This window comes from Streptomyces violaceorubidus (assembly GCF_000717995.1).
In the GTDB taxonomy this organism is placed as follows: domain Bacteria; phylum Actinomycetota; class Actinomycetes; order Streptomycetales; family Streptomycetaceae; genus Streptomyces; species Streptomyces violaceorubidus.
In genome coordinates this window covers 18,789-44,300 of record NZ_JODM01000023.1, presented here as the reverse complement: position 1 = coordinate 44,300, position 25,512 = coordinate 18,789, and the positions used below count along the sequence as shown (strand labels likewise).

General features: G+C 72.2%; 21 protein-coding genes and 1 tRNA gene. 12 read left to right on the top strand and 10 right to left on the bottom strand.

Going from position 1 to position 25,512, the window contains the following annotated elements:
• The first annotated feature begins 40 nt into the window (after positions 1 to 40).
• On the top strand, positions 41 to 421 hold the full coding sequence (locus tag IE94_RS0123860; RefSeq protein ID WP_030187862.1) for a VOC family protein: 381 nt from the start codon (positions 41 to 43) through the stop codon (positions 419 to 421).
• Here IE94_RS0123860 and IE94_RS0123855 read toward each other — a convergent pair whose 3' ends face one another.
• The 5 genes from IE94_RS0123855 to phoU all read right to left on the bottom strand — a co-directional run bounded on the left by IE94_RS0123855 (position 422) and on the right by phoU (position 4,355).
• Positions 422 to 1,306, bottom strand: a complete 885-nt coding sequence (locus IE94_RS0123855; protein WP_030187860.1) for an AraC family transcriptional regulator — start codon at positions 1,304 to 1,306, stop codon at positions 422 to 424.
• A 136-nt stretch (positions 1,307 to 1,442) separates the two neighbouring features.
• Entirely contained in the window at positions 1,443 to 2,708 is a 1,266-nt protein-coding gene (locus IE94_RS0123850; RefSeq protein WP_030187859.1) for a lanthionine synthetase LanC family protein, read from the bottom strand.
• 48 nt (positions 2,709 to 2,756) lie between these two features.
• Positions 2,757 to 3,122: an SCO4225 family membrane protein gene (locus IE94_RS0123845; RefSeq protein ID WP_030187857.1), complete on the bottom strand. Its 366-nt coding sequence runs from the start codon at positions 3,120 to 3,122 to the stop codon at positions 2,757 to 2,759.
• Between the two features lie 240 nt (positions 3,123 to 3,362).
• Positions 3,363 to 3,518, bottom strand: a complete 156-nt coding sequence (locus IE94_RS39455) for a hypothetical protein (protein ID WP_167343974.1) — start codon at positions 3,516 to 3,518, stop codon at positions 3,363 to 3,365.
• A gap of 147 nt (positions 3,519 to 3,665) precedes the next feature.
• Positions 3,666 to 4,355 carry a phosphate signaling complex protein PhoU gene (phoU, locus tag IE94_RS0123835; protein ID WP_030187855.1) on the bottom strand — a complete coding sequence of 230 codons (690 nt, stop codon included), beginning with the start codon at positions 4,353 to 4,355 and terminating at the stop codon, positions 3,666 to 3,668.
• A 214-nt stretch (positions 4,356 to 4,569) separates the two neighbouring features.
• Here phoU and phoR point away from each other — a divergent pair, with 214 nt between their 5' ends.
• Positions 4,570 to 5,859 (top strand): two-component system sensor histidine kinase PhoR, encoded by a 1,290-nt coding sequence (phoR, locus tag IE94_RS0123830; RefSeq protein ID WP_030187847.1) that lies wholly within the window; start codon positions 4,570 to 4,572, stop codon positions 5,857 to 5,859.
• A gap of 5 nt (positions 5,860 to 5,864) precedes the next feature.
• Positions 5,865 to 6,536 (top strand): two-component system response regulator PhoP, encoded by a 672-nt coding sequence (gene phoP / locus IE94_RS0123825; protein ID WP_011029519.1) that lies wholly within the window; start codon positions 5,865 to 5,867, stop codon positions 6,534 to 6,536.
• A 112-nt stretch (positions 6,537 to 6,648) separates the two neighbouring features.
• Here the strand turns inward: phoP and IE94_RS0123820 are convergent, their stop codons facing one another.
• Positions 6,649 to 7,371 (bottom strand): copper chaperone PCu(A)C domain-containing protein, encoded by a 723-nt coding sequence (locus tag IE94_RS0123820; RefSeq protein ID WP_030187844.1) that lies wholly within the window; start codon positions 7,369 to 7,371, stop codon positions 6,649 to 6,651.
• A gap of 647 nt (positions 7,372 to 8,018) precedes the next feature.
• Here IE94_RS0123820 and IE94_RS0123815 point away from each other — a divergent pair.
• The 8 genes from IE94_RS0123815 to IE94_RS0123780 all read left to right on the top strand — a co-directional run bounded on the left by IE94_RS0123815 (position 8,019) and on the right by IE94_RS0123780 (position 20,695).
• Positions 8,019 to 8,501 (top strand): CarD family transcriptional regulator, encoded by a 483-nt coding sequence (locus IE94_RS0123815; RefSeq protein ID WP_003953493.1) that lies wholly within the window; start codon positions 8,019 to 8,021, stop codon positions 8,499 to 8,501.
• A 322-nt stretch (positions 8,502 to 8,823) separates the two neighbouring features.
• Positions 8,824 to 9,624, top strand: coding sequence for a 2-C-methyl-D-erythritol 4-phosphate cytidylyltransferase (gene ispD, locus IE94_RS0123810; protein ID WP_030187839.1), 801 nt, complete (start codon positions 8,824 to 8,826; stop codon positions 9,622 to 9,624).
• The gene (gene ispF / locus IE94_RS0123805) at positions 9,614 to 10,117 is read left to right on the top strand and encodes a 2-C-methyl-D-erythritol 2,4-cyclodiphosphate synthase (RefSeq protein ID WP_030187837.1); all 504 of its coding nucleotides are present in this window, start codon (positions 9,614 to 9,616) and stop codon (positions 10,115 to 10,117) included. The genes ispD and ispF overlap by 11 nt, the downstream gene beginning before the upstream one ends.
• Before the next feature lie 508 nt (positions 10,118 to 10,625).
• The gene (gene cysS / locus IE94_RS0123800) at positions 10,626 to 12,026 is read left to right on the top strand and encodes a cysteine--tRNA ligase (protein ID WP_030187834.1); all 1,401 of its coding nucleotides are present in this window, start codon (positions 10,626 to 10,628) and stop codon (positions 12,024 to 12,026) included.
• 121 nt (positions 12,027 to 12,147) lie between these two features.
• Positions 12,148 to 13,089, top strand: coding sequence for a 23S rRNA (guanosine(2251)-2'-O)-methyltransferase RlmB (gene rlmB / locus IE94_RS0123795; RefSeq protein WP_030187833.1), 942 nt, complete (start codon positions 12,148 to 12,150; stop codon positions 13,087 to 13,089).
• Between the two features lie 117 nt (positions 13,090 to 13,206).
• Complete coding sequence (locus IE94_RS0123790) at positions 13,207 to 14,931, top strand: DoxX family protein (RefSeq protein WP_063829733.1); 1,725 nt, start codon at positions 13,207 to 13,209, stop codon at positions 14,929 to 14,931.
• 731 nt (positions 14,932 to 15,662) lie between these two features.
• Positions 15,663 to 19,043 carry an NHL domain-containing protein gene (locus tag IE94_RS37255; RefSeq protein ID WP_051777641.1) on the top strand — a complete coding sequence of 1,127 codons (3,381 nt, stop codon included), beginning with the start codon at positions 15,663 to 15,665 and terminating at the stop codon, positions 19,041 to 19,043.
• Positions 19,044 to 19,126: 83 nt separating this feature from the next.
• A complete protein-coding gene (locus IE94_RS0123780; RefSeq protein WP_051777639.1) occupies positions 19,127 to 20,695 on the top strand; it encodes an alkaline phosphatase family protein in 1,569 nt (522 codons plus the stop codon).
• Positions 20,696 to 20,847: 152 nt separating this feature from the next.
• Here the strand turns inward: IE94_RS0123780 and IE94_RS0123775 are convergent, their stop codons facing one another.
• From IE94_RS0123775 to msiK, 3 genes are all read right to left on the bottom strand, one after another.
• Positions 20,848 to 21,585: a nucleotidyltransferase family protein gene (locus IE94_RS0123775; protein ID WP_030187823.1), complete on the bottom strand. Its 738-nt coding sequence runs from the start codon at positions 21,583 to 21,585 to the stop codon at positions 20,848 to 20,850.
• Positions 21,586 to 21,628: 43 nt separating this feature from the next.
• Positions 21,629 to 22,084 (bottom strand): hypothetical protein, encoded by a 456-nt coding sequence (locus IE94_RS0123770; RefSeq protein WP_030187820.1) that lies wholly within the window; start codon positions 22,082 to 22,084, stop codon positions 21,629 to 21,631.
• A 251-nt stretch (positions 22,085 to 22,335) separates the two neighbouring features.
• Positions 22,336 to 23,472 carry a diacetylchitobiose ABC transporter ATP-binding protein MsiK gene (msiK, locus tag IE94_RS0123765; RefSeq protein WP_030187818.1) on the bottom strand — a complete coding sequence of 379 codons (1,137 nt, stop codon included), beginning with the start codon at positions 23,470 to 23,472 and terminating at the stop codon, positions 22,336 to 22,338.
• A gap of 218 nt (positions 23,473 to 23,690) precedes the next feature.
• Between msiK and IE94_RS0123760 the strand changes: the two genes are divergently transcribed.
• A tRNA-Thr gene (locus tag IE94_RS0123760) sits at positions 23,691 to 23,764 on the top strand.
• A gap of 62 nt (positions 23,765 to 23,826) precedes the next feature.
• Here the strand turns inward: IE94_RS0123760 and IE94_RS0123755 are convergent.
• On the bottom strand, positions 23,827 to 25,476 hold the full coding sequence (locus IE94_RS0123755) for an alpha/beta hydrolase (RefSeq protein ID WP_030187816.1): 1,650 nt from the start codon (positions 25,474 to 25,476) through the stop codon (positions 23,827 to 23,829).
• Between the last annotated feature and the right edge of the window lie 36 nt (positions 25,477 to 25,512).

Here is a 25,512-nt window from a genome sequence, read left to right as displayed (position 1 = left end):
TTCGTACCGGTGCTTCCTGAACTGAGAGCAGGTTTCGTCCATGGCGTGTCGGATCAGTGAGCTCGTGCTCGGTTGCCGTGACCCCGAGCTGCTGGCGCGGTTCTGGTGCGAGGTGCTGGACTTCGTGGTGCTGGACCGGGAGGGGAACGAGTTCTTCGAGATCGGGCCGCGGGAGGGGTTCGGCGGGCCGCAGCCGACGATCATCCTCAGTCGCCGGGACGAGCCGGAGCCCGGCAAGTCCCGGCTGCACATCGACGTGAACGCGACCGACCGGGACCAGGACGCCGAGCTGGAGCGCCTGCTGAAGCTCGGGGCGCGGCCGGCCGACATCGGCCAGACCGGCGAGGAGCAGTGGCACGTCCTCGCCGATCCCGAGGGCAATGAGTTCTGTCTGCTCAAGGCCCGTCTCCAGCCCCTGTGATCAGCGAGTTTCCTCAGAGGCCGGTTCCACCGGGAGCCACAGCTCGGTCGTCGCCGTCGTGAAGTCCTCCGTCCGGTCCAGGACGGAGACGATCGACGGGCCGGGGCGCAGGCGCCACGGGTTGGAGGGGAACCACTCGGACGCCGTGGCCGCCCAGGTGGCCTGGAGGGCGTCCGGGTAGGCGCCCGAGCTGCGGAAGACCGCCCACGTGCCGGCTGGTACCTCGATGGCGTCGAGGTCGTCGGGGGCCGGGGTGCCGGCGGAGACCGCGACGCCGTGCAGGTAGGTCAACTCGGTGCCCTCCGCGCTGTCCTGGGCCACGTCGTCGCTGACCTGGAGCAGACCGGCCGGGACCGTGTCGCCGAGGGACTTCAGGCGGGCGTGGGCCTCCTGCGGGAGCGCGGCGATGTGCCGCTGGATGTGCGGGTTGACGCCCTCGTGGATGAGCGGGACGCGGGTCGCGTGACCGATCAGGCGGAAGGCGGGGCGGTCGGTGAAACGGGTGTCCATGGAGGTGCTCCCCTCGACGGTCAGGCGGAACCTGAGCTGCGGTTGTGAACGAAGGGGGCCTCCCGCGCGGCGCACGTCGCGCGGCGCGGAGCCGTGGACCGACCGGAACGCCCGGCCGAACGCCTCCGTGGAGCCGTATCCGTACCGGACGGCGATGCCCAGCAGGTCGTCCACGCCCCGTACGACGTCGGCGGCGGCGACGGTCATGCGGCGCCGGCGGACGTACTCCGACAGCGGCATGCCCGCCAGCGACGAGAACATCCGGCGCAGGTGGTACTCGGTCGTGCCGAGCGTCGCGGCCAGCGCGGGGACGTCCGGTTCCTCGCCGAGGTGCTCCTCGACCAGGTCGACCAGCCGGTTCAGTGCCGAGATCATGAGGCCTCCCTTCGGCATCCACCGTGGCAGGGGGTGACCCCGGCGCACCCGATCGCTCCGGTCCGGTCCGGTCTGGTTCCGTCCGGGCCAGCCTGGTTCCGTCCGGCCCAGCCTGGTTCCGTCCGGTTCGCTTCGGTCAGGCGGGCAGTGACACGGGGGGCTGGTCCGGCCAGGTGAAGGCGTACCCGGGGTCGCCTCCGCGGGCCAGGCGTACGTAGCGGAGCAGCTCGCGGACGATGCCCGCGTTGCCCGTCGCCCAGCCGACCTGCGGTTCGAGGTCGGCCGGGGTGGACCGGAAGTCGACGTTGGACCAGCGGGCGCCCTCGCCGTCCCGGATCGCGCGGGTGGCCAGGTCGGTGACCAGGACGTCGGCGAAGTTGAACGCGTCGCGCTGCTCGGCGATCCGGTCGCAGGCCAGGGCCAGGACGCCCGCGGTGCCGCAGCAGCGGCCGTTGTTGTCCCAGAAGCCGGGGCGCAGCCGCCGGGGGATCCCGGAGTGGGTGACCGTGTGCCAGCAGCGGTCGGCCAGGGCCGTCCACGCGGGGTCGGACGTGATGTCGCGCAGGGTGCGGAAGAGCTGGGCGTCGCCGGAGGGGCCGTGGCACCAGCCGTAGCTGACCGGGTCGATCAGGTCCGGCAGGTACTGCGGGGTGGAGTGCGGGGCCAGGAAGCCGTCGGGCCCGGCGGAGTCGCGGGACACGACGTCGGCCACGGCGGCCAGCGCCAGGTCGAGCAGGTCGCCGCGGCCGGTGGCGTCGCCGACGCGGGCGAGGGCCAGGGCCATGCCGAGGGTGCCGTGCGAGACGTGGTGCAGGCGGGAGGCGACGCCGGTGCGGAAGGGCCAGTGAACGCCGTTCGCGGTCCGCTCCGCCGTGCGCAGGTACGGCTCCACCGCCAGGACGGCCAGGTCGGGGTCGCCGCACAGGAGGGCGCCCAGGCCGATGCCCGCGTTGCCGCCCATCAGCTCGAACAGCTCGCCCCAGCGGGTGCCGTCGAAGCGGGAGCGGACCAGGCGCAGGGCGCGGTCGGCGGCCTCGCCCGACGCCGTGTCGCCCAGTTCGGCGTGGACCGTTCTCAGGACCAGGGCCAGTCCGGTGCGGCCGAAGTACAGGGAGTCGTCGTTCAGGTCGTCGACGCGCGCGGCGAGGGCGCGGGCCGCGCGCAGGGCGGTGTCGGCGTACGCGTCGTCGCCGAAGTGCCGCCACGCCTCCAGGAGTACGGGGATGTTGCCGGCCGTGCCCTTGTAGAGCGTCGGTTCGACGGCGTCCTCCGACGGCTTGGTCGGCCAGGCGAGGCCGTCGTCAGGGGTTTCCCGCGCCGTCCCCGTCAGCCACCGCAGGCCGTCCACCGCGATGTCCTCGACCTCGTCGACCGCCACGACCGTGGTTCCTGGTGCCGTCATGGGGTCACTCTCGCACCCCGGCGCTTGCGGCCCCAGGGTGCGTCGGGGTCAGTTCGCCGCCGTCAGGTGATGCGTCCGTTCGGCGCGGCGTCCCCGCAGCCCCCGCCACAGGGCCCCCAGGGCCAGTGCCTGGACCAGGGCCGAGAGCACGATGCCGCCAACGAAGAACCACGTCGGGGCGTCGCCGCCCCAGCCCGCCTCGCCGAGCCAGGCCACGAAGCCGAAGGCCGGGAAGGTGAACAGGGGCGGCCAGACCCAGATGAGGGAGGCGTCGGGGCCGGTGGCGAAGAGGGGCTGTGCCGCGGCGACGGCCATCGCGCCGCCGACCAGGGCGAGGTAGGCCGCCGAGACGCGGTTGGCGACGGTCAGGCGGGTGAGGGTGCGCATCCGGGTGGTGAGGGTGGTCTTCGTCATCGGGTCTCGGGCTCCCCGTGCTCGTCGTCTTCGTCCGGCTTCCTGTGTCCAGGGTCGGGCGGGGGCGGGTCCGGGACCTGAGTACCCGTACTCAAGTCGTACGACGCGACACTCAAGGGTGGCGATCAGCGGTGGCGATCAGCGGTGGCGGGGCAGCGGTGACCGTCAGCCGTGGCCGTCAGCCGTGGCCGTACGGCGGCCGGGGGTGCCGGCCGCCGCCGTTGCCGTACCGTCGGCGCGTCAGCCGCACTGGCAGGGGCTGCCCGACTGGCAGCCGCAGCCGCAGCCCGAGCCGCAGCCGCAGGCGGCGATCAGCGGGAGGCTGCGGATCTCGTGGGGCTGCTCGGTGGGACGTTCCTGTGCGGGGTCGGGCTTCGTGCTGGGGGAATCGGCCATGGTTCCTCCTGGAAGCGTTCCTGGAAGCGGGTGCGTGGGACCCGGGTGTGTGGGTCCATTGCACGCCCCGGACAGCCGTCGCATCAACGGCGCACGGAAGCGAACGCGCGCTCCGTTGCGCCGTTGACACGCGCGGGACTCAGGTGCTCAGGCCCCGTCGACCTGGGTCGCCGGCTGGATGTCCGACTGGAGGTCGTCCGGGTGCTCGCCGGTGACCAGGTAGACCACCCGCTTGGCGACCGCGACCGCGTGGTCGGCGTAGCGCTCGTAGTAGCGGCCCAGGAGGGTGACGTCGACCGCCGTCTCGATGCCGTGCTTCCAGCGGTCGTCCATCAGGTGCTGGAAGAGGGCGCGGTGCAGGAGGTCCATCGCGTCGTCGTCCTGCTCCAGCTGGAGGGCCAGGTCGACGTCCTTGGTGATGATCACCTCGGCGGCCTTCGCCATCAGGCGCTGCGCGAGCTGGCCCATCTCCAGGATGGTGGCGTGCAGGTCGTGCGGCACCGCGCGCTCCGGGTAGCGCAGCCGGGCCAGCTTGGCCACGTGCTGGGCCAGGTCGCCCGAGCGCTCCAGGTCGGCCGACATCCGCAGCGAGGTGACGACGATGCGCAGATCCGTCGCGACCGGCTGCTGCCGGGCCAGCAGGGTTATCGCACGGGCCTCCAGCTCGTGCTGGAGGTCGTCGACCTTCTGGTCCGCCTCGATGACGGCCTCCGCCAGCTTCAGGTCGGAGTCGAGGATCGCGGTCGTGGCGCGTCCGATGGCCGACCCGACCAGCCGGGCCATCTCCACCAGACCGTCACCGATCGAATCAAGTTCCTCGTGGTACGCGTCCCGCATCAGGATTCCCTCTCGTACGTCCGTTTCGGGGGCTCGAAGACGGCCTCGCGCCCCTCTCCGTGCTCCCACGCTTACACGTTCCGTCCTGTACGCGTCCGTTTCCGGCACCCCAAATGAACCGTCCCTGGCTCCAAGGTGAACTCTGGGCGACGAGTGTTCGAGGTCGCACTCCGATGGCTGGGGCGGGACGGTTCGGCGTGCCTAACCTGGAGACATGGACGTGAACGCGGCGGTCGCCGCAGCGGCAGCGATCGCCGGAGTACTCACCGGTGTCATCGCCGCGCTGGCGTTCCGCTGGAGCGAGCGGGAGCAGAAGCGCCCCACCCGCACCTCGCTCCACACCGACCCCGTGCTGCCGCCCGGTGTGGACACCGTCCTCTCCGTGCTGCGCTCCTCCGCGGTCGTCCTCGACGAGGCCGACGCGGTGGTGAAGGCCAGCTCGGCGGCGTACGCCCTCGGCCTGGTCCGGGGCGGCAAGCTCGCCGTCGAGCCGATGCTGCAGATGGCCAGGGACACCCGGCGGGACGGTGAGATACGGCAGGTCGAGCTGGACCTGCCCCGGCGCGGCAACGGCCGGGGGGAGGCCCTCGCCGTCTCCGCACGCGTCGCGCCCCTCGGGTCGCGGCTGGTGCTGCTGCTGGTCGAGGACCTCACCGAGGCCCGCCGCATCGAGGCCGTACGGCGCGACTTCGTCGCCAACGTGAGCCACGAGCTGAAGACGCCGGTGGGGGCGCTCTCACTGCTGTCCGAGGCGGTGATGGACGCCTCCGACGACCCGGAGGCCGTGGAGCGGTTCGCCGGGCGGATGCAGATCGAGGCGACCCGGCTCACCAATCTCGTGCAGGAGCTCATCGACCTCTCCCGGGTCCAGAACGACGACCCCCTCGACGACGCCGAGCCCGTCCGGGTGGACGAGCTGGTCGCCGAGGCCATCGACCGCTGCCGGCACGCGGCCGGCACCAAGCAGATCACCATGGCCGCCGGAGGAACGGCGGATCTGCACGTACGCGGCAACCGCGGCCAGCTCGCCGCAGCCCTCGGCAACCTCGTGGAGAACGCCGTCAACTACTCGCCGGCCCGCACCCGCGTCGGCATAGCCGCCCGCCGGGTCGCCGCACCGGGCGGCGCCCTGATCGAGATCGCCGTAACCGACCAGGGCATCGGCATCTCGGAGAAGGACAGGGAGCGCGTATTCGAGCGCTTCTACCGCGTCGACCCGGCCCGCTCGCGGGCCACCGGGGGCACCGGTCTGGGTCTCGCGATCGTCAAGCACGTGGTCGCCTCGCACGGCGGGGAGGTCACGGTGTGGAGCGCCGAAGGCCAGGGCTCCACCTTCACCCTGCGACTGCCGGAGGCGGGCCTCGCCCGCGACCGCGCTCAGCAGCGGTCCGACCGCTCCGGGCTCAGCGACGAGACCGAGCGGTCGTCCTCAACCCCCGCTTCTCCGCATTCCCCCCCAACATCCCCGTACGAAACGTTTCCCGCCCCGGAGGTCCTTCCGTGACCCGTGTGCTCGTCGTCGAGGACGAGGAGTCCTTCTCCGACGCCCTGTCGTACATGCTCCGCAAGGAGGGCTTCGAGGTCGCCATCGCGACCACCGGCCCCGACGGACTCGACGAGTTCGAGCGCAACGGCGCCGACCTCGTGCTCCTCGACCTGATGCTGCCCGGCCTGCCGGGCACCGAGGTCTGCCGCCAGCTGCGCGGCCGCTCGAACGTTCCCGTGATCATGGTGACCGCCAAGGACAGTGAGATCGACAAGGTCGTCGGGCTGGAGATAGGGGCCGACGACTACGTCACCAAGCCCTTCTCCTCCCGCGAGCTGGTCGCCCGCATCCGTGCCGTACTGCGGCGGCGCGGCGAGCCGGAGGAGGTCGCCCCGGCCGCCCTGGAGGCCGGGCCCGTCCGGATGGACGTGGACCGGCACGTGGTGACCGTCGGCGGCACCAAGGTCGACCTGCCGCTGAAGGAGTTCGACCTGCTGGAGATGCTGCTGCGCAACGCCGGCCGCGTGCTGACCCGCATGCAGCTGATCGACCGGGTCTGGGGCGCCGACTACGTCGGTGACACCAAGACCCTCGACGTCCACGTCAAGCGGCTGCGCGCCAAGATCGAGCCCGACCCGGGCGCGCCGCGGTACCTGGTGACGGTGCGCGGACTGGGCTACAAGTTCGAGCCGTAGGCCGGCTGCCCTGGCCCACGGGACACGGCGAAGGGCGGGACCTCCCGGAGAGGCCCCGCCCTTCGGCCGTACTACGCGGATGTGCCCGTGCGCCGGTGCGTCCGTACGGTGCTCAGTGACCGGCTTCGGTGCCGGTGGCCGTGCCGGAGTCCTGGGAGGTGCCGTCGGCCTCCGTTCCGGTCCCGTTCGCCTCGCCGGTGGACCCGGCCGTCGCGCCGTCCGCCGGGGCGCCCGAGGACTCCCCGTCGGCCGGCTCGCCCGAGGTCTCGGCGGAGGCTTCCCCGGAGGGCTGCGCGGAGGCGCCCGGGGCCGCCGGGGTCTCGCTCGGGCCCCAGTCGGTGAAGAAGCTCTCGGCGGGGACGACGAAGGCGCGCAGGCTCACGGCGCCGGTCTCGCTGAAGGTGAAGGTGATCTTCTGCGCGTTGCCGTCCCGGACCGCCTCGCGGCTGCTGGGCAGGACGGCGGCGGCGTTGTCCTTGCCGCCGAGGATCAGGGAACCGCCGGCCGGGACGGTCAGGTCGCCCTTCTTCCCCTTGGCGGGCTTCAGCTCGGCGGACTTGTCGGTGCCCGCCACGGTGACGGACTCCAGGACCTGGTCCTTGTCGCCGCCGTTGAACAGGGTGGCGGAGACCACGGCCGGGCCGGTCGACTCCAGGTCGGGCTGGGTGATGACGACCGCGTTCTGGACCTTGATGTCGCCCACGGACGTCGCAGCGTTGTCCGGCTTGATCTCCAGCGTCTGGGCGTTGTGACCGGCGCCGCACGCGGCGAGCGAGGCGATCGAGAACGCGATGGCGGCGGCGGCGAGGGCACCGCGTCGAAGGCTGCTGCTCACGGCGGCGGCAACTCCTTGGACTCGTCGAGCGGGGTGGCGGCAACGGATAAAGCCGCCCTAAGTAGCTGTCAGCGGCCTTAGGCTACCGAGCCGTTCTCGGGCCGCCGCACCCGACCCTCCCCGAAGACATCCGGCTTCGCCCGGCAGGCGGTAGCCCCCGGGGGCGGCGCGGGCACCGGTCCGGGTTGTTCCGGCGGGCCGTATAGCGGCTCGTACTCGTGCGACATTCAGCTATGAAGCCATCCGCCATACAGGTCGCGGATCGGTGCGCGAAATTTCCGTGAAGGAATGCGCGGACGGCTGGAAATTGATCACCGGTGGGCCGGCCGGGGCGCCTCGTGATCAATTCGGGATTCGTCCGGAACCCCGCCACAGCCACCGAACGGAGTAGCGGAAGTCGCACACACGGAACCGGACATATCGGGATCTTCGGGTGGGTGGCTGGGGCTCCGGATGTGTGTGACGTGCGTGTTTCGACCGGCCTGGAGAGCCGCTCCGACCTGCGGATACTTTCTTCCGCCAGCCCGACGCAGCACGTTCCTGTCGCTGTTGTCAAGCCCCGAGATATGCCCTGACCTGCGAAAACGCCATTCAGAAGACGCCGTTTCCGTGTTACCCTGGATAGCCACGGAAGGGGTACCTGTCACATGACGTTCAAGGTTGGCGACACCGTGGTCTATCCCCATCACGGGGCCGCGCTGATCGAGGCTATCGAAACTCGCCAGATCAAAGGCGTGGACAAGACCTACTTGGTGCTGAAGGTCGCCCAGGGCGACCTGACGGTACGTGTGCCAGCGGACAATGCGGAGTTCGTCGGCGTGCGTGATGTGGTCGGTCAGGACGGGCTGGACCGGGTCTTCGAAGTACTGCGCGCGCCGTACGCCGAGGAGCCCACGAACTGGTCGCGTCGTTACAAGGCAAACCTGGAGAAGCTCGCCTCCGGCGACGTCATCAAGGTCGCGGAAGTCGTGCGCGACCTGTGGCGCCGGGAGCGCGAGCGCGGACTCTCCGCAGGTGAGAAGCGCATGCTCGCCAAGGCCCGCCAGATCCTGGTGAGCGAGCTGGCCCTCGCGGAGAACACCAACGAGGACAAGGCGGAGGCCCTGCTCGACGAGGTGCTCGCCTCCTGATCTGAGGCGAGGCGCAGACCGTCAGCCACTCGGTTCAGCGCACTGAAATGCCGCGGTGCCCGATGACATCCTTTGCTGTCGCCGGGCGCTGCGGCATGTTCGTACCCGGACACCGCTTCCGGCGTCCGGAGCTTCCGGCGTCCGGACGCCCGGACGCCGTTGATCCTCGTACGCTCGTCCCGGGAGGTTTCCCCGGGTCCTGGCGTGCCGGGCCCGGGCTGCTGGCTCGACCAGGGTCACGGAAGGGTCCGGTCAAGGCATCGCGCCCGGCACGGTGAGGCCATACCCAACTAGGTCGAGCACACAAACCTGACAGGAACCGATGTCTGACGAATCGCGTCCCTCACCCTCCGAGACGTCCCCCGGGACGTCCGCCGAGACGCCTGCCGGGGACCGTCCGCGTCCCAGGACCGCCGCCGTGATCCCGGCCGCGGGCCGGGGCGTACGGCTCGGCCCGGGCGCCCCGAAGGCCCTGCGCGCGCTGGGCGGTACGCCCATGCTCATCCACGCGGTCCGGGCGATGGCCGCCTCCCGCGGGGTTTCCCTCGTCGTGGTCGTCGCTCCGCCCGACGGCGCGGGTGAGGTCAAGAGCCTCCTGGACGCGCACGCGCTGCCCGAGAGGACGGACTTCCTCGTGGTGCCCGGCGGCGAGACCCGGCAGGAGTCCGTACGGCTCGGCCTGGACGCGCTGCCGCCCGAGTACGACATCGTCCTGGTCCACGACGCCGCCCGGCCGCTCGTGCCGGTGGACACGGTGGACGCCGTGATCGACGCCGTACGGGAGGGCGCGCCCGCCGTGGTGCCGGCGGTGCCGCTCGCCGACACCGTCAAGCAGGTCGAGCCCGCCGCGGCGCCGGGCGAGCCGGAGCCGGTGGTGGCGACGCCGGAGCGGGCGCGGCTGCGTGCCGTGCAGACCCCGCAGGGTTTCGACCGCGCGACGCTGGTGCGGGCCCACGGGACGGTGACCGACGACGTCACGGACGACGCGAGCATGGTGGAGCGGCTCGGGCTCGCGGTGGTGGTGGTGCCGGGGCACGAGGAGGCGTTCAAGGTGACGCGCCCGCTCGACCTGGTGCTGGCGGAGGCGGTACTGGCGCGCAGGAGGCTGAACGATGGGTTCTGAGACGGGTGCGCAGGTGCTGCTGCCGCAGGTCGGGATCGGTACGGACATCCACGCCTTCGAGGACGGGCGTGAGCTGTGGTGCGCGGGGCTGAAGTGGGAGGGCGAGGGGCCCGGGCTCGCCGGGCACTCCGACGCGGACGTCGTCGCCCACGCGGCGTGCAACGCGCTGTTCTCCGCGGCCGGGCTCGGAGACCTGGGCCGGCACTTCGGCACCGGGCGGCCGGAGTGGTCCGGGGCCTCCGGGGTGACGCTCCTGACGGAGGCGGCGCGGATCGTGCGGGCGGCGGGGTTCCGGATCGGGAACGTCGCGGTGCAGGTGGTCGGGGCGCGGCCGAAGATCGGGAAGCGGCGGGACGAGGCGGAGGCCGTCCTCTCCGGCGCGGTCGGGGCACCGGTGTCCGTGTCGGGGGCGACGACGGACGGGCTGGGGTTCCCCGGGCGGGGCGAGGGGCTGATGGCGGTGGCCACGGCGTTGGTCGTGCGGGTGCCCTAGCCGGGCGGGGCGGTGTGAGGGGTGCCGCCCGGGGGATGTCCGGGTGCTGCCCGGGGCGCGCCGTGCGGGGCTCTGCCTCGCGCACCGTCTGGGGCTCCGACCCTCGCCCCCGGCCGGTGCCCGTGCCGCCCGACGCGCGGGGGCAAGAGCGTGCGGGTGGTGTGAGGGGTGCTGCCCGGGGGCGCGTCGTGCGGGGCTCTGCCTCGCGCCCCGGCTGGGGCTCCGCCCTCGCCCCCCGGCTGGTGCCTGTGCCGTCCGACGCGTGGGGACAAGGGCGTGCGGGTGGTGTGAGGGGTGCTGCCCGGGGGATGTCCGGGTGCTGCCCGGGGGCGCGCCGTGCGGTGCTCCGCCTCGCGCACCGTCTGGGCTTCGCCCCTGGGCCGCGGCCGGTGCCCGTGCCGTCCGACGCGTGGGGGCAAGGGCCTGCCCTCCCGGCGTTCCCACTCGGTCCGGCAACAACGCGGTACGCGTGCCCTTGGCACTGCTCGGCGCCTACTACCCTGGACACGTGACTATTCGCCTGTACGACACCAGCGCCCGGCAGATCCGTGACTTCGCCCCCCTCGTACCGGGCTGTGTCTCGATCTACCTGTGTGGCGCCACCGTGCAGGCCGCCCCGCACATCGGGCACATCCGGTCGGGGCTGAACTTCGACATCATGCGCCGCTGGCTCGCCTACCGCGGCTACGACGTCACCTTCGTCCGCAACGTCACCGACATCGACGACAAGATCATCAGGAAGGCGGCCGAGCAGGGCCGCCCCTGGTGGTCCATCGGGTACGAGAACGAGCGGGCGTTCAACGACGCCTACGCCGCCCTCGGCTGCCTGCCGCCCACGTACGAGCCGCGCGCCACGGGCCACATCACCGAGATGGTCGAGATGATGCGCGGCCTCATCGAGCGCGGGCACGCCTACGAGGCCGGCGGCAACGTCTACTTCGACGTGCGCTCCCTGCCGGGCTACCTCTCGCTGTCCAACCAGGACCTCGACGAGCTGCGCCAGCCCTCCGAGGACGGCGAGACCGGCAAGCGGGACCCGCGGGACTTCGCCATGTGGAAGGCCGCCAAGCCCGGGGAGCCGAGCTGGGAGACGCCGTGGGGGCGGGGGCGGCCGGGGTGGCACCTGGAGTGCTCCGCGATGGCGCACAAGTACCTGGGCGAGGAGTTCGACATCCACGGCGGCGGGATCGACCTGATCTTCCCGCACCACGAGAACGAGATCGCGCAGGCCCGCGGCTTCGGTGACGCCTTCGCCCGGTACTGGGTGCACAACGCCTGGGTCACCATGAGCGGCGAGAAGATGTCCAAGTCGCTCGGCAACAGCGTCCTGGTGAGCGAGATGGTCAAGCAGTGGCGGCCGGTCGTGCTGCGCTACTACCTGGGCACCCCGCACTACCGCTCCACCATCGAGTACAGCGAGGAGTCCCTGCGCGAGGCCGAGTCGGCGTACGCGCGGATCGAGGGCTTCGTGCAGCGCGTCACCGAGCTGGCCGGCCACACCGTGGAGCCCGCCGACGAGGTGCCGCCCGCCTTCGCCGAGGCGATGGACGACGACCTGGGCGTCCCGCAGGCGCTCGCGATCGTGCACACCACCGTCCGGCAGGGCAACAGCGCGCTGGCCGCCGACGACAAGGACGCCGCCGTGGCCCGGCTCGCCGAGGTGCGGGCCATGCTCGGCGTGCTCGGCCTGGACCCGCTGGCCCCGCAGTGGGCCGGGGAGCGGGAACAGGGCGAGGACCTGCGGCACGTCGTCGACAGCCTCGTACGCCTCGTCCTCGACCAGCGCGAGGCTGCCCGGGCGCGGAAGGAATGGGCCACCGCCGACGCCATCCGCGATCAGCTCGGACGGTCCGGACTGGCCATCGAGGACAGCCCGCAGGGCCCCCGCTGGAGCCTCGGCCCCCGCTGACCCGGGGGGTGGGCGGGGCCCGAGCCCGTAGATCGATTGTGCCGCCCGGCCCTCCGGGCGGCACACTGCATAAGACGCACGTACGACGCACACTCCCGTAGAGAGCGGAGACAGGTAACTCATGGCCGCGAACAACCGCCGCATGTCCGGCAAGAAGGGCGCGCAGGTCGGCAGCGGCGGCAAGCGACGCCGGGGCCTGGAAGGCAAGGGGCCGACGCCTCCCGCCGAGATGCGCAAGGGGCACGCCAAGCAGCGCGCCGCCAACGCCAAGGCGCGCCGCGCCACGGGGCGCCCGCAGCAGCGGCGCGGTGGCGGCCGGTCGACGTCCGAGCTGGTCGTCGGCCGCAACCCGGTCTACGAGGCGCTGCGCGAGGGCGTGCCCGCCTCCACGCTCTACGTCCAGCAGTTCATCGACAACGACGAGCGGGTGCGCGAGGCGCTGCAACTCGCCGCCGAGCGCGGTGGCATCAACCTCATGGAGGCGCCGCGTCCCGAGCTGGACCGGATGACCAACGGGCTCAACCACCAGGGGCTCGTGCTCCAGGTGCCGCCGTACGAGTACGCGCACCCCGAGGACCTGGTCGCCGCCGCCCACGACGAGGGCGTGGACCCGCTGATCGTCGCCCTCGACGGGGTGACCGACCCGCGCAACCTCGGTGCCGTCGTCCGCTCGGTCTCCGCCTTCGGCGGCCACGGCGTCGTCGTGCCCGAGCGGCGGGCGGCCGGCATGACGGCGGGCGCCTGGAAGACGTCCGCCGGCACGGCCGCCCGTACGCCGGTGGCCCGCGCCACCAACCTCACGCGGGCGCTGGAGTCGTACCAGAAGGCCGGCATCACGGTCGTCGGTCTCGCCGCCGACGGTGAAGCCGAACTGGGGGACCTGGCGGCCCTCGACGGCCCCGTGGTCATCGTCGTCGGCAGCGAGGGCAAGGGCCTGTCCCGACTCGTCGGCGAAACCTGCGACTTCCGGGTCCGGATCCCGATGCCGGGCGGGGCCGAGTCGCTCAACGCGGGTGTGGCGGCGGGCATCGTGCTGTACGAGGCGGCGCGACGGCGGAGCTGAACAAGCGTTCGCCGTATAGCCCGTACGGGGTGTTCGAGGCTGTCCGGACATGCTTGACGGGGTCCGGACAGATCCGGGCGGTCAAGGCAGTGTCCTAACGACACATCACTCGGTTAGATGAGTGTGGACACCAGAACACCCCGCACACCCACGGGGGACCGCTCGTCGGGATACGACGACGCTCCCGCGCTGAGCATGGTGAAGGTGCCGAGCGATCCGGCCCAGGTCATCGTCAACCACGCGAGTTTCCGCGTGCAGTTCGGTGCCTCCGCGCGGCGGACCCAGTCCCCGCGGATCGCGCGGCACCTGAGCGCCACCCAGGACACCGCCCGCGTGCCCGCCGCCCCGGGCCGTCGTCGCGCCGTCGTGTGGAGCGGGCGGTCCGACCCGGACGACACCGGCGCGCACCGGCTGCTCCAGGCGGTGCGGGCGGGAGCCGGTCACCACGCCGACGACCCGGCCGCCGACCGTTCGGGCGACGCCGGAGCCACGCAGGTCATCCCCCGGGTCGACCTCGGCGGCGGCCCGCTGGACTACGACGACGGTCCCGCCACCCAGACGCTCGAGACCCCCCTCGTCGGCGCCCAGCGCGGCCCCGTCCCCGAGGGCACCCGGCTGCTGCCCGCGATGCGCACCGTGGGCAGCGCCTACGACGAACCCTCCTACGACGAACCCTCCTACGACGAATCCGGCTACGGCCCGCGGGACTTCGGGACCGGAACCGACGGCCACGGCGACGACACCGAACCGGGCGGACCGCGCCGCAGGCGCCGTGCCGACGACCCGGCACGGCACGCCTACTTCCCCGGCCGCCGGATGAACCTCGGCGTCGTCCTGCTGCCCCTGCGCGTCTTCCTCGGCTTCATCTCCATCTACGCCGGCATGGGCAAGCTCTGCGACCCCGTCTACTTCGACGGCGGCGAACGCGGCTCCATGGTCAAGTGGCTCAACACCCTGCACCCCTGGGACGTCGCCGAGCCGCTGCGCCAGTTCGCCCTCGCCCACCCCGTGGGCGCCGGGCTGGTCATCGCCTTCCTCCAGGTGCTGGTGGGCGTCCTGACCGTCCTCGGGTGCTGGCAGCGGGTGGCCGCCGTCATCGGTGCCGCCCTGTCCGCCGCGCTCCTCGTCACCGTCAGCTGGAAGAGCGTCCCGGCCTACGACGCGCCGGACATCATCTACCTCGCCGCCTGGTCCCCGCTGATCATCGCCGGGGCGCCCGTCTACTCCGTGGACGGCCGGCTCGCGGGCAGCGCCTGGCGCCGGCTCGGCCCCCGCTCCGACATCTGGGACCTGCGCCGCTACGTCCTGCGCCGCGGCGCCCTCGTCACCTTCCTGGTCGCCGGTGTCACCCTGCTCGTCGGCTCCGTCCTCGGCGGTGCCGTCCGGGACGCCGACCGCGTGGTCGTCCCCGGGCCCGGCGAGGCCCCGCGCAACGAGCTGCCCGGCTCGCCGCTCCCGCAGGACCCCGGCACGCGCGAGCCGAAGACCTCCTCCCCGGAGGCCTCCGCGTCTCCCACCCGGGGCGCCACCAGCGGCGCGTCCGCCTCCTCCGAGGACGCCGCGACCACCCCGGGCGCGACGACCCGGGACAGCGGCGGCACCTCCACCGGTGGCGGTACGCCGAGCCAGACCCAGGGCACCACGGGCCAGGCCCCGCCGCGGCAGTCCTCCCCGGCCGGCCAGGCGCCGAGCACCACGGCCGGCCCGACCGCGGGCGGCACCTCGACCGGCGGCAGCGGTGGGGGCGGCTCCACCGGTTCCACCGGCAGCGGTGACGGCGGCGGCGGTTCCTCCTCCACTGGAGAGCCGGGCGGCCGTCTGGTGGGCGGTCTCCTGGGCTGAGCCACCACGACGGCGTGCTTCCGGGCGGGTGGAGGATTCACCCGCCCGGGGTCCGTGGAGACGTTCGCCCACCACGCCGACGGCATCATCCCGAATCATCCCGAAGATCGACACGACCTCGGCCCGGGCCCCGCAGGCGGGCGCATCCGCCCTCGCGCCTGAGCGAGCCGCCCGTATGCCGCGGCCCCGCCCGCGAGCGGACCTCCGCGAACACGTCGTCGGCCCCTCTCTGTAACAGCAGTGAACGACACACTGTGCAAAGGGAGTTGACTCGCACTCGGCAGCCGCGCGCACTGTGTCAGGCCCGCCCCGCACGCCGTGGCCCCGCATCGCGCGCTCGGCAAGCTCCTCGTCCGGGCCGGTCACGTCCAGGCCACCCGTCGTCCCTCCACGGCCCGGCACCGTCTCCGGAGCCGGTCGCCTCCGCCGGTCGGGCAGGAGCCGGGGCCGGTCGCCTGCGCCGGTCGGGCAGGAGCCGGGGCCGGTCGCCTCCGCCGGTCGGGCAGGAGCCGGGGCCGGGAGATCCGCCGACTCGGGAGCGGTCGGATGCGGACCGCTGTCCGATCCCAACTGCAAACGTTCTCCCATTCAACCGACGTTGATCCAGCAGATGTTTGACGGATGTTCACCCGCTCCCCGGAACCTGCGCCGGGGTCAGGCGGAGCCGGGGTTTCCGGCACCGCTCATCGCCTGAGAGGCGGCCCCTTCCTTCGGTGGACGGAGATCGTGCGATGACGTGGGACGAGATGGTCAAGAGACGCAGACGCCGCTGGGGCGGCCGTGTGCGGATTCAGGTCGCGGCCGGTGTCGCCGCCGCCGGGCTCGCGCTGGTCGGCCTGCCGTCGGCGGGGGCGAACGCGACGGACAGGGCCTTGGTGTCGGCGCCCCAGGGCTATGACTTGACGGGCGGTCAGTACTGTTCGTCCGAGACGGGGCAGGCGGAGGTCGCACTCGACCGCAACCTGGTCTCGAACCCGGGCGCGGAGTACGCCACGACGCGGGGCTCGGTACCGGGCGGCGCGGGCACCACCGCGGGCAGCTCGGTCACCGATCCCGACGGTGTGCTCCTGCCGGACTGCTGGGCGGTCACCTCCACGATCACCGGCACCGATGTCGCCAACGAGATCGCCAGCGCGGTGACCGGGGCGTACCCCGGAAAGGCCGGCTCGCGGAACTTCTACGGCGGCAAGAGCGCCAACGACAAGGCGGTCGCCGGCACGATCACCACCGCGTCCCAGACGATCGACCTCGGCTCGCTCGGTGACGTCGTCGGCAAGCACTTCGCCCTGGGCGCGCGCCTGGGCGGCTACGCGGACCAGGACGACGCCACCACCCTCACGGCGACCTGGCAGGACGCCGACGGCGACACCGTGGTCGACGACAGCGGTCGCCCCGCCGTCACCACGGTGGGACCGGTGACGGCGATCGATCGCGGTGACGCCTCCAGTCTGCTCCCGCGCAGCGGCTACGGCACCGTTCCCGCCGGCGCGACCCACGTGGCCGTCACCCTGACCTTCACCATGGGCGGGGCGGGGCACAACGACGCCAGCGCCGACAGCGTCAGCCTCGTCGTCGGCGACAGCGCGGTCGCGCCGGCCGACCAGAACTACGACCAGACCGGCAACTGCCCCGCCCCGGCCCCGCACGACGCGGGCAAGAACCTGATCTCCAACCCCGGCGCGGAGGACTACACCTCCGTCGCCTACCCGTACGGCAGTGGCAGCGGCGTCACCGACCCCGGGAAGGCGACCGCCACGGTCCCCGTGCCGGACTGCTGGGTCAGCCACGGTGATCTGCCCGCACCCGACGCCGTCGTCCAGTCGAAGAGCCAGAAGGGCCCCTACCCGGGCCTCGAAGGGTCCAGGCTCTTCTTCGGCGGCACCAACTCGAGCTCGACCCCGGCCGGCAACCCGGGCTTCGACCCGGCACCGGGCTTCGTCAACGATGTCCAGGGCGTCACGACCAAGGCCTTCCAGACCATCGACGTCAGCTCCATGCACGCCGACGGCCACACCTTCGAGCTCTCCGGCCAGCTCGGCGGTTACTCGACGCAGGGCGACTTCGCCCAGGTCGACGCCGTCTTCGAGGACGACCACGGCAACACGCTGAGCAGCGCCCGGATCGGCCCGATCACCGAGCCGCAGCGCGTCGCCGTCGCCGACTACCTCGCGGCGAAGGGCGGACCGGACAGCGGCGGCATGCTGTCCACCCAGACCTTCGGCACGCTGCCCGACGGCACCGCCGAGGTCGTCGTCACGCTCTCGGCGACGGCGATCAACGCGGGCAACGACAGCAACGGCATCGCCGACGACCTCTCCTTCGTCATCGACCCCACCTCGCCGGCCGCCCACGGGCAGAGCTACGACCTCACCACCGGCACCCACGCGGGCAGCCCGAACTGCCCCAACCCGGTGACCCCGGCCCTGGACCACAACCTGGTCTCCAACCCGGGCGCGGAGGACTACGCCTCCGACATCTGGTTCGGTGCGCCCGGTGACGGCGCGGTGCCCGTGCCGGACTGCTGGCTCAGCGCCTCCGCCCTGCCCGCTCCCCGGGCCGTGGCCGAGTCGTACGCCCAGTCGCCCTCGGCCTACCCGCCCGCGCGGCCGGGCAGCCGTGTCTTCTGGGGCGGCCACGATCCGGAGAACGCGATCGCGGGCGTCGCCACCACCCAGACCCAGCCGATCGACCTCAGCCCGCTCGGTGACGTCTCCGGCAAGCCCTTCAAGCTCTCCGGCCTGATCGGCGGCTACGCCACGCAGAACGACAACGCCGTCGTGTCCGCCACCTTCCAGAACGCCGACGGCAAGACGCTGACCGCCGCGAGCATCGGGCCCGTCAAGGCCAACCAGCGTGGGTCCGTCTCCAAGCTCGTCCCGCTGGCGTGGTACGGCAACGTCCCCAAGGGCGCGGCCAAGGTGACCCTGAAGATCACTCTCACGGCCGTGAACTCGGGTGCCGACAGCAACGGCGAGGCGGACGACCTCAGCCTCGTCATCGGTGACAGCACCAAGCCGAGCGGTCCGATCCTGCAGACCCTGCCCTACGACGCCTCCGCGGGCGGCGAGGTCCGCATCGACCCGACCACCGGCCTGCCCCTGCCGCCCGCCGGCGGTCTCTACCGCCCGGCCGGTGTCTCGGCGAGCGACGGCGTCGTCTACGCCTCCAACACGGGCGACAACGTCCTCGCCGCCCTCGCCAACGGGCAGAGCGAGGTGGTCGCCGGGTCCCTCGGGGGCTACGGCGACAAGGGCGACGGCGGCGCGGCCACCGAGTCGACGCTCTACCAGCCGATGGGCACCGCCGTGGACGCCAAGGGCGACATCTTCATCGCCGACAGTGCTGACAACGTTGTCCGCGAGATCACCGCGGACGGGGTCATCCACCGGGTCGCCGGTACCGGCGAGGCGGCGATTGCCGGCTCCAGCCTCGTCGGGCAGGAGAAGCGCGAGGCCACCAGAACCGCCCTCAACCACCCCCAGGCGGTCGCGGTGGACGCGCACGGCGTGCTCTACGTCGCCGACACCTTCAACAACCGCGTCGTGCGGGTCACGCCCGACGGCAAGATCAACGCGTTCGCAGGCAGCGGCAAGGCCGGTTACGCGGGTGACGGCGACACGGCCCGCAAGGCGCGGCTGAGCTCTCCGACCGGTGTGGTCGTCGACCGGCACGGCGACGTGTACATCGCCGACACCTCCAACAGCGTCATCCGCAAGGTCGACGCGGCCACCGGCACCATCAGCACCGTGGCGGGCAACTACGCCAAGGACCGGGCCGAGAACGACGGCCGGGGCGGCTACTCCGGGGACGGCGGCCCCGCCACCGAGGCCCAGTTGAGCGGTCCGCAGGGCGTCGCCGTCGACAACGCCGGTGACCTCTTCATCGCCGACACCCTGAACAACACGGTTCGCGAGGTCGAGCCGGACGGCACCATCAGCACCGTCGTCAACGCCGCTGCGCCCGCCGCCGGCGGCGAGAGCAGCGGTCAGGCCCCGTCCGCTTCGCGCCTCAACACCCCGTACGCCCTCTCGGTCGACCTCTCGACCGGGGTGCTGTACATCGCCGACACCTCCAACAGCTCCATCGCCGAGGTCCTCGGCGTCACCGGCTGAGACGCCGGCCCGGCGGGTGGTGGCTCCGACCACGGGGCCACCACCCGTCCTCCCGATTCCCCGTGATCAGAAAGAACCCTCGCATGCCTGAGACCAGCACCAACCCGAGCGGCCCCCGCCCCTCCCGGCGCAGCTTCATCGCCGGGGCGGCAACGATCGCCGCCGCCGCGGGCATGTCCGGCGTGCTGCCCACGCAGCTCGCCCGCGCCGCCTCCGCCCGCAAGCGCAACTTCGACCTCTCCCAGGTCAAGCATGTCGTCTACGTCATGCAGGAGAACCGGTCCTTCGACCACTACTTCGGCACCTTCCCGGGCGCACGCGGCTTCAGCGACAAGACCGCGATCAAGCTGCCGAACGGCAACTCGGTCTTCCAGCAGCCGGACCCGGCCAACCCGGACGGCTACCTCGAGCCCTTCCACATGGACACCGTCAAGACCGGTGCCGCCGCCGTACCGTCGCTGTCGCACGACTGGCGCGACCAGCACGCCGCCTGGAACAACGGCGCGATGGACGGGTGGCTGGTCTCGCACCTCGCGTCCGACGGCGACGTGAAGGGCTCCTACACGATGGGCTACCTGAAGAAGGAGGACATCCCCTTCCACTGGGCCCTCGCGGAGAACTTCACCCTGCTCGACAACTACCACTGCTCGGTGTTCGGCCCCACGTACCCCAACCGTGCGATCTGGATGTCGGGCACCAACGACCCGCAGGGCAGGCAGGGCGGCCCGATCCTAGAAACGGTGCAACCCAACACGCTGACCTGGAAGTCGGCCGCCGAGGTGCTCTTCGAGGCGGGCTACACCGTGAAGACCTACACCAGCTCGGGCAGCTACAACTACTTCAGTTGGTGGGCCAACTTCAAGAAGCCGGGCTTCGTCCCGCCGGAGCTCTACAACCGGATCCGGCTCAACGGCACGCTCTTCGGCGACGGCACGCCGGGCGGCGTGGGGGACCCGAACAACCCGACCATGGCCAGCACGCCCCACCTCGGGTTCGAGGAGGACTGCGCCAACGGCACCCTGGCCGACGTGACGTGGCTCTTCCCGGACGGGCCCTACCCCTCCGACGAGCACCCCCCGAACACCCCGGCCGCCGGAGCGTACTTCCTCGCCTCCAAGCTGGAGGCGCTCGCCGCCAACGAAGACCTGTGGAACTCGACGGTCTTCGTCATCAACTACGACGAGAACGACGGCTTCTTCGACCACGTGCCGCCGCCGGTTCCGGACCCGAAGAAGTACCCGGAGGAATACGTCAGCCTCGCCTCGCCGAAGGGCACACCCGGCGGCGGCCTGCCCGTCGGTGCGGGCTTCCGGGTGCCGTGCATCGTGATCTCGCCGTGGACGGTCGGCGGTCACATATTCTCCGAGGTCTCCGACCACACGTCACCGTTGCGCCTCATCGAGGCGATCACGGCCTCCGGCGGTCTCTCCGGCAAGGGACCGGTCACCTTCGACGCCATCACGCCCTGGCGCCGTGAGACCTTCGGTGACCTCTCCGGCGCCTTCCAGACATCGGCCCAAGCAGCGCCGAGCGACCCGGAGTTCTACGAGAGCACGCGGCTGGCCAACGTCAACGCCCAGGCCGCTGCCGCCAGCCAGCCCATGCCGACGGTGCCCGGAGCGACCCAGGAGATGCCGCAGCAGGAGCGCTGAACCGGCCCCGCGCCCGAAAGCCCTCCCGGGCGTCCGACCGCCCGCCCAGCCAGAACCGGACGGCTGCCGTCGGCGTCACGGGAGGGACGGCACGCCCCGTCGCGCGTCAGTGCCCCGAGGTGTACGTCAGGAAGTCTGCCCAATGAAATCCCTCAGCGGCCGCTCAGCGCCGCCAGTTCCCGGGCCGCCTCCGTCAGGTCCTTCGCGGTGTCGATCGCCCGCCAGTAGGAGCCCTGCGGGATCGGGAAACCGGCCAGCCGGCGCTCGCGGGCCAGCCGGGGGAAGGTGGTGCGCTCGTGGTCGCCGCGCTCCGGGAGCATCGCGGCGAACTCCGGCGAGAAGACGTACACGCCCGCGTTGATCTCGAACGTGGACGGCGGCGCCTCGATGAAGTCGGTGATGTGGCCGAAGCCGTCCGTCTGCACGGCGCCCCACGGCAGGCGCGGGCGGGCCAGGGCGAGGGTCGCGACGGCGTCCCGCTCGGCGTGGAAGTCGGCCAGGTCGCGCAGCGAGAAACGGGTCCAGATGTCGCCGTTGGTGGCGTACCAGGGCCTGTCCGGGTGCGGCAGGTGGGCGGCGGCGTACCGGAGGCCGCCGCCGCGGCCGAGTGGCTCGGACTCCACGACGGTGGTGACGGAGAGCGGCAGGTCGGCGCTCGCCAGCCACTTCTGCAGCACCTCGGCCAGATGGCCGCAGGAGACCACGACGTCGGTGACGCCCTCTTCGGCGAGCCAGGCGAGCTGATGGCCGATGATCGGAGTCCCGGTGCCCGGGATCTCGACCATCGGCTTGGGCCGGTCGTCGGTGTAGGGGCGCAGCCGGGAACCCTGTCCGCCGGCCAGGACGACGGCTTGAACGGGGCGGTGGGACGCGGCGCTCGGATCGGTCATGCCCGAACTGTACGCGGCGCCCCACCGGCCCTTCGAAGAGCGCTCAGCCGTGCGCGGCCAGGACGCCGGAGGCGAAGGCGGTGTCGCACACGGGCCGGGCGTACGACTGGGCGCGTGTGGGGCCGTAGGCCCTCACCGCGGCGCGGCCGAGGGCGCGGGCGATGGTGGCGCAGTGGTCGGCCAGCGACGGGCGCTCGTTCACCGCCTGCTGGAGGTGGGTGAGGGCGACGCCCGGGTCCTCCTCCTGCAGTTCGGTCAGCAGCCGGTCGCGCAGCACCTCGTGCGGGGCGCGGGCGGCGCGGGCGGAGGAGGCCTTGGCGGAGGACGCCTCCGACGCGGCGAGCACCGAGTCCGAGGGATCCCCGGACCAGTCGACGCGGGTGACCGCGAGTGTCCCGGAGAGCACCAGGACGACGGGCAGGACGAAGGCGAGAGAGCGGCCGATCCGGCGGGCGGGGCCCCGGCCGCGTCGCGTCTGTCGGGCGGTGGAGTGCTTCACGGAGTGCTTCACGCGAGTGAGGGTAGCGCCCGGTAATGATTTGGCGACATTTAGTCACCCCTTCGGGGGATGAAGAGAGGTCTTCGGCGGGGTAGGGGGTTGACGAACGCGGCTCGAAACGTCCCTTGTGTCGGGGTATTTGTCGACAACGAAAAGGGCCCCGCAGCAGGCCGCGGGGCTCTTGTCGTCAACGCGGGTGAAATCACCCGGTCGCGTGGTTTCTCAGCGGGAGGTTTCCCGCGTCACCGTCCTCAGTCGGTGAGGCGCTCGCCCGTGGAGGACGAGAACACGTGGGTCTCGCCCGGACGCGGCACGACGTGGACGGTCGCGCCCTTCTCCGGCACCGCGCGGCTGCTGACGCGGACCACGAGGTCCTTCGTCTCGCCGCCGACCTCGACCGTGCCGTAGACGTAGCCGTCGGCGCCGGTCTCCTCCACGACGTTCACCGAGACCGCGAGGCCGGCCGGGGCGTCCGCCGAGTCCTTCGAGAGGGTCTTGGCCGCGCCGCCGTTCAGCTCCACCACGTCGAAGTGCTCCGGGCGGACACCGACGGTGACCGTGCGGTCGCCCTTGTCGGCGGCGGCCTTCAGGGCGTCGCGGTTGACCGGGACGACGCTGTTGCCGAACTTCACGCCGCCGTCGGTGATCGGCACCTCGACCAGGTTCATGGCGGGGGAGCCGATGAAGCCGGCCACGAAGAGGTTCGCCGGCCTGTCGTACATGTTGCGCGGGGTGTCGACCTGCTGGAGCAGACCGTCCTTGAGGACCGCCACGCGGTCGCCCATCGTCATGGCCTCGACCTGGTCGTGGGTGACGTAGACGGTGGTGATGCCCAGGCGGCGCTGGAGCGAGGCGATCTGCGTACGGGTGGAGACGCGGAGCTTGGCGTCCAGGTTGGACAGCGGCTCGTCCATGAGGAACACCTGCGGCTCACGCACGATCGCGCGGCCCATCGCCACACGCTGGCGCTGACCGCCGGAGAGGGCCTTCGGCTTGCGGTCCAGGTACTCGGTGAGGTCGAGGATCTTCGCGGCCTCCTCGACCTTCTGCCGGATCTCCGCCTTGTTGACGCCGGCGATCTTCAGGGCGAAGCCCATGTTGTCGGCGACCGACATGTGCGGGTACAGCGCGTAGTTCTGGAACACCATGGCGATGTCCCGGTCCTTGGGCGGCAGGTGGGTCACGTCGCGGTCGCCGATGCGGATGGCGCCGCCGTTCACGTCCTCGAGCCCCGCGAGCATCCGGAGCGAGGTGGACTTGCCACAACCGGACGGGCCGACCAGGACGAGGAACTCGCCGTCCGCGATGTCGATGTCGAGACCGTCGACGGCGGGCTTCGTGGAACCCGGGTACACGCGGGTCGCCTTGTCGAACGTAACAGTGGCCATGGTGAAGGGCCCCCTTCTACCGGCAGGAACGTGCCGGACGATCCGTTGTAGGAAGGTGGTGGTGTAGTCCACGCGGGTGAAGCTGAGCAGGACGGTACCCGGCGTTCACCTGATCTGTCAGTAGCTGGGAGTCTGTGAATTTCGCCGAAACTTTCGCATCACATCGTTCACCGGCGCTGTGTACAGTGGACCAGCCTGCGCGCGCCCGACGCGCGCGTGCCTCCTTAGCTCAGCTGGTCAGAGCGCCGCTCTTGTAAAGCGAAGGTCGTCGGTTCGAATCCGACAGGGGGCTCCGAACCGGTACGCCGACGCCCCCGCGATCATGATCGCGGGGGCGTCGGCGTACGGTGCCGGTCACTTGCCCTCGGGCAGTGGTTCCGCCTCGCAGATGGTGCCGGGTTCCGGGAGCGTGCCGTGCAGCAGGTAGGCGTCGACGGTGTTCCGGACGCAGGCGTTGCCGCTGTCGTAGGCGCCGTGGCCCTCGCCCTCGTAGGTCAGCTCGACGCCCACGCCCCTGCCGAGGCGTTCCGCCATGCGGGCGGCGCCCTCGTAGGGGGTGGCGGGGTCGCCGGTGTTGCCGACGAGCAGGACGGGGGACGCGCCCGGGGCGCCGACCTCGGGGTGCCGGGCGGCCCCGGAGACCGGCCAGCCGTCGCAGGACAGGGTGCCCCAGGCCAGGCCGGGGCCGAAGATCGGGGAGGCCTCGACGAAGTCCGCCAGGCGGGCGCGGACGTCCGCGACGGAGTAGCGCTCGCTGGAGTCGTCGCAGGTGATGGCCCTGAAGGCGTCCTCCTCGTTGCTTTCCCTGCCGTCGGCGTCGGCGTCGGCGTCGGCGGGGCCGCCGTCCGTGCCGTGCTGGCCCAGGGCCTCGGCGAGGTCCTGGAGGGCCTCGCCGTCGTCGTCGGCCGCGGCTTCCAGGGCGACGCGGAGCGCGGGCCAGTAGTCCTGCCGGTAGAGCGCCCCGCTGACGGCGTCGACGAGGGCGTCGCCGTCGAGTCCGCCGCCGTCGGTGGCCAGGGGGGTGTCGTCGAGGGCCGCTTCGAGACCGACGACCAGGTCCACGATGTCCTCGGGGCCGTCGCCGAGCGCGCAGCCCTGCCGGGCGCACCAGGCGGCGAAGTGCTCGAAGGCGAGCTGGAAGCCGCCGGCCTGGGCGAGGGCTTCCTCCATCAGGTCGTGGGTGGGGTCGACGACACCGTCGAAGACCGCGCGGCCGACGCGCTCGGGGAACAAGTGGGCGTAGACGCCACCGAGTTCGGTGCCGTAGGAGACGCCGAAGTAGTGGAGCCTGTCGTCGCCGAGGACCTGGCGCAGCAGGTCCATGTCCCGGGCGGCCTGGGTGGTGCCGACGTGGGGGAGGACGTCGCCGGAGCCCTTCGCGCAGGCGGCCGCCGTCTTCCGGTTGAACCGGACGAGCGCGTCGGTCTCCTCGGGGCCGTCGTCGGGGGTGTCGTCGATCTCGTCCTCGTCGGGGAGGCCGGCGTCCGGGCAGCGCACGCCGTGGCTGTTGCCGACGCCGCGGGGGTCGAAGCTGACGAGGTCGTAGCGGGTGCGGAGCTTCTCGTAGTCGGGGGCGAGACCGGGGAGGGTGGCGACGCCGGAGCCGCCGGGGCCGCCGAAGTTGAAGAGCAGGGAGCCGATCCGGTCGTCCGGGGCGGCGCTGGTGCGGGCGCGGATCAGCGCGAGGTCCATGGCCGCGCCGGAGGGGTCGTTCCAGTCCAACGGTGTGCGCAGCGTGGCGCATTGCCACCGGGTGCCGTCGGGGAGCGCGCCGGGGGCCTGGCCGCCGCCCTGGACGGGGGCGGGGGCGGGACAGTCCCGCCAGGCCGGGGACTGCTCCCGGAGCCTGCTCAGGGCCTGATCGTCGGTCGTGGTGCCGCCGGTGTCACCGTGCCCTTGCCGGTCGCCGTCCCGGCCCGCGGGCGCGCAGGCCGTCAGGGAGGAGGCGAGCAGGGTGGCCGTGGACAGCAGGACGGCGGTGGATATCGCTCGTGCTGTGGGCATGGCCTCAGCCTCCGGGGGCCCGGAGGGGGGCGCATG

What these genes read in the sequence shown, in the direction of transcription:
- IE94_RS37255 (WP_051777641.1), top strand. Translation starts at nt 15,663, where the DNA reads ATGACGTGGGACGAGATGGTCAAGAGACGCAGACGCCGCTGGGGCGGC.
- ispD (WP_030187839.1), top strand. Translation starts at nt 8,824, where the DNA reads ATGTCTGACGAATCGCGTCCCTCACCCTCCGAGACGTCCCCCGGGACG.
- IE94_RS39455 (WP_167343974.1), bottom strand. Translation starts at nt 3,518, where the DNA reads ATGGCCGATTCCCCCAGCACGAAGCCCGACCCCGCACAGGAACGTCCC.
- ispF (WP_030187837.1), top strand. Translation starts at nt 9,614, where the DNA reads ATGGGTTCTGAGACGGGTGCGCAGGTGCTGCTGCCGCAGGTCGGGATC.
- IE94_RS0123845 (WP_030187857.1), bottom strand. Translation starts at nt 3,122, where the DNA reads ATGACGAAGACCACCCTCACCACCCGGATGCGCACCCTCACCCGCCTG.
- IE94_RS0123775 (WP_030187823.1), bottom strand. Translation starts at nt 21,585, where the DNA reads ATGACCGATCCGAGCGCCGCGTCCCACCGCCCCGTTCAAGCCGTCGTC.
- IE94_RS0123815 (WP_003953493.1), top strand. Translation starts at nt 8,019, where the DNA reads ATGACGTTCAAGGTTGGCGACACCGTGGTCTATCCCCATCACGGGGCC.
- IE94_RS0123790 (WP_063829733.1), top strand. Translation starts at nt 13,207, where the DNA reads ATGAGTGTGGACACCAGAACACCCCGCACACCCACGGGGGACCGCTCG.
- phoU (WP_030187855.1), bottom strand. Translation starts at nt 4,355, where the DNA reads ATGCGGGACGCGTACCACGAGGAACTTGATTCGATCGGTGACGGTCTG.
- IE94_RS0123855 (WP_030187860.1), bottom strand. Translation starts at nt 1,306, where the DNA reads ATGATCTCGGCACTGAACCGGCTGGTCGACCTGGTCGAGGAGCACCTC.
- rlmB (WP_030187833.1), top strand. Translation starts at nt 12,148, where the DNA reads ATGGCCGCGAACAACCGCCGCATGTCCGGCAAGAAGGGCGCGCAGGTC.
- IE94_RS0123755 (WP_030187816.1), bottom strand. Translation starts at nt 25,476, where the DNA reads ATGCCCACAGCACGAGCGATATCCACCGCCGTCCTGCTGTCCACGGCC.
- phoR (WP_030187847.1), top strand. Translation starts at nt 4,570, where the DNA reads ATGGACGTGAACGCGGCGGTCGCCGCAGCGGCAGCGATCGCCGGAGTA.
- IE94_RS0123860 (WP_030187862.1), top strand. Translation starts at nt 41, where the DNA reads ATGGCGTGTCGGATCAGTGAGCTCGTGCTCGGTTGCCGTGACCCCGAG.
- IE94_RS0123780 (WP_051777639.1), top strand. Translation starts at nt 19,127, where the DNA reads ATGCCTGAGACCAGCACCAACCCGAGCGGCCCCCGCCCCTCCCGGCGC.
- msiK (WP_030187818.1), bottom strand. Translation starts at nt 23,472, where the DNA reads ATGGCCACTGTTACGTTCGACAAGGCGACCCGCGTGTACCCGGGTTCC.
- IE94_RS0123850 (WP_030187859.1), bottom strand. Translation starts at nt 2,708, where the DNA reads ATGACGGCACCAGGAACCACGGTCGTGGCGGTCGACGAGGTCGAGGAC.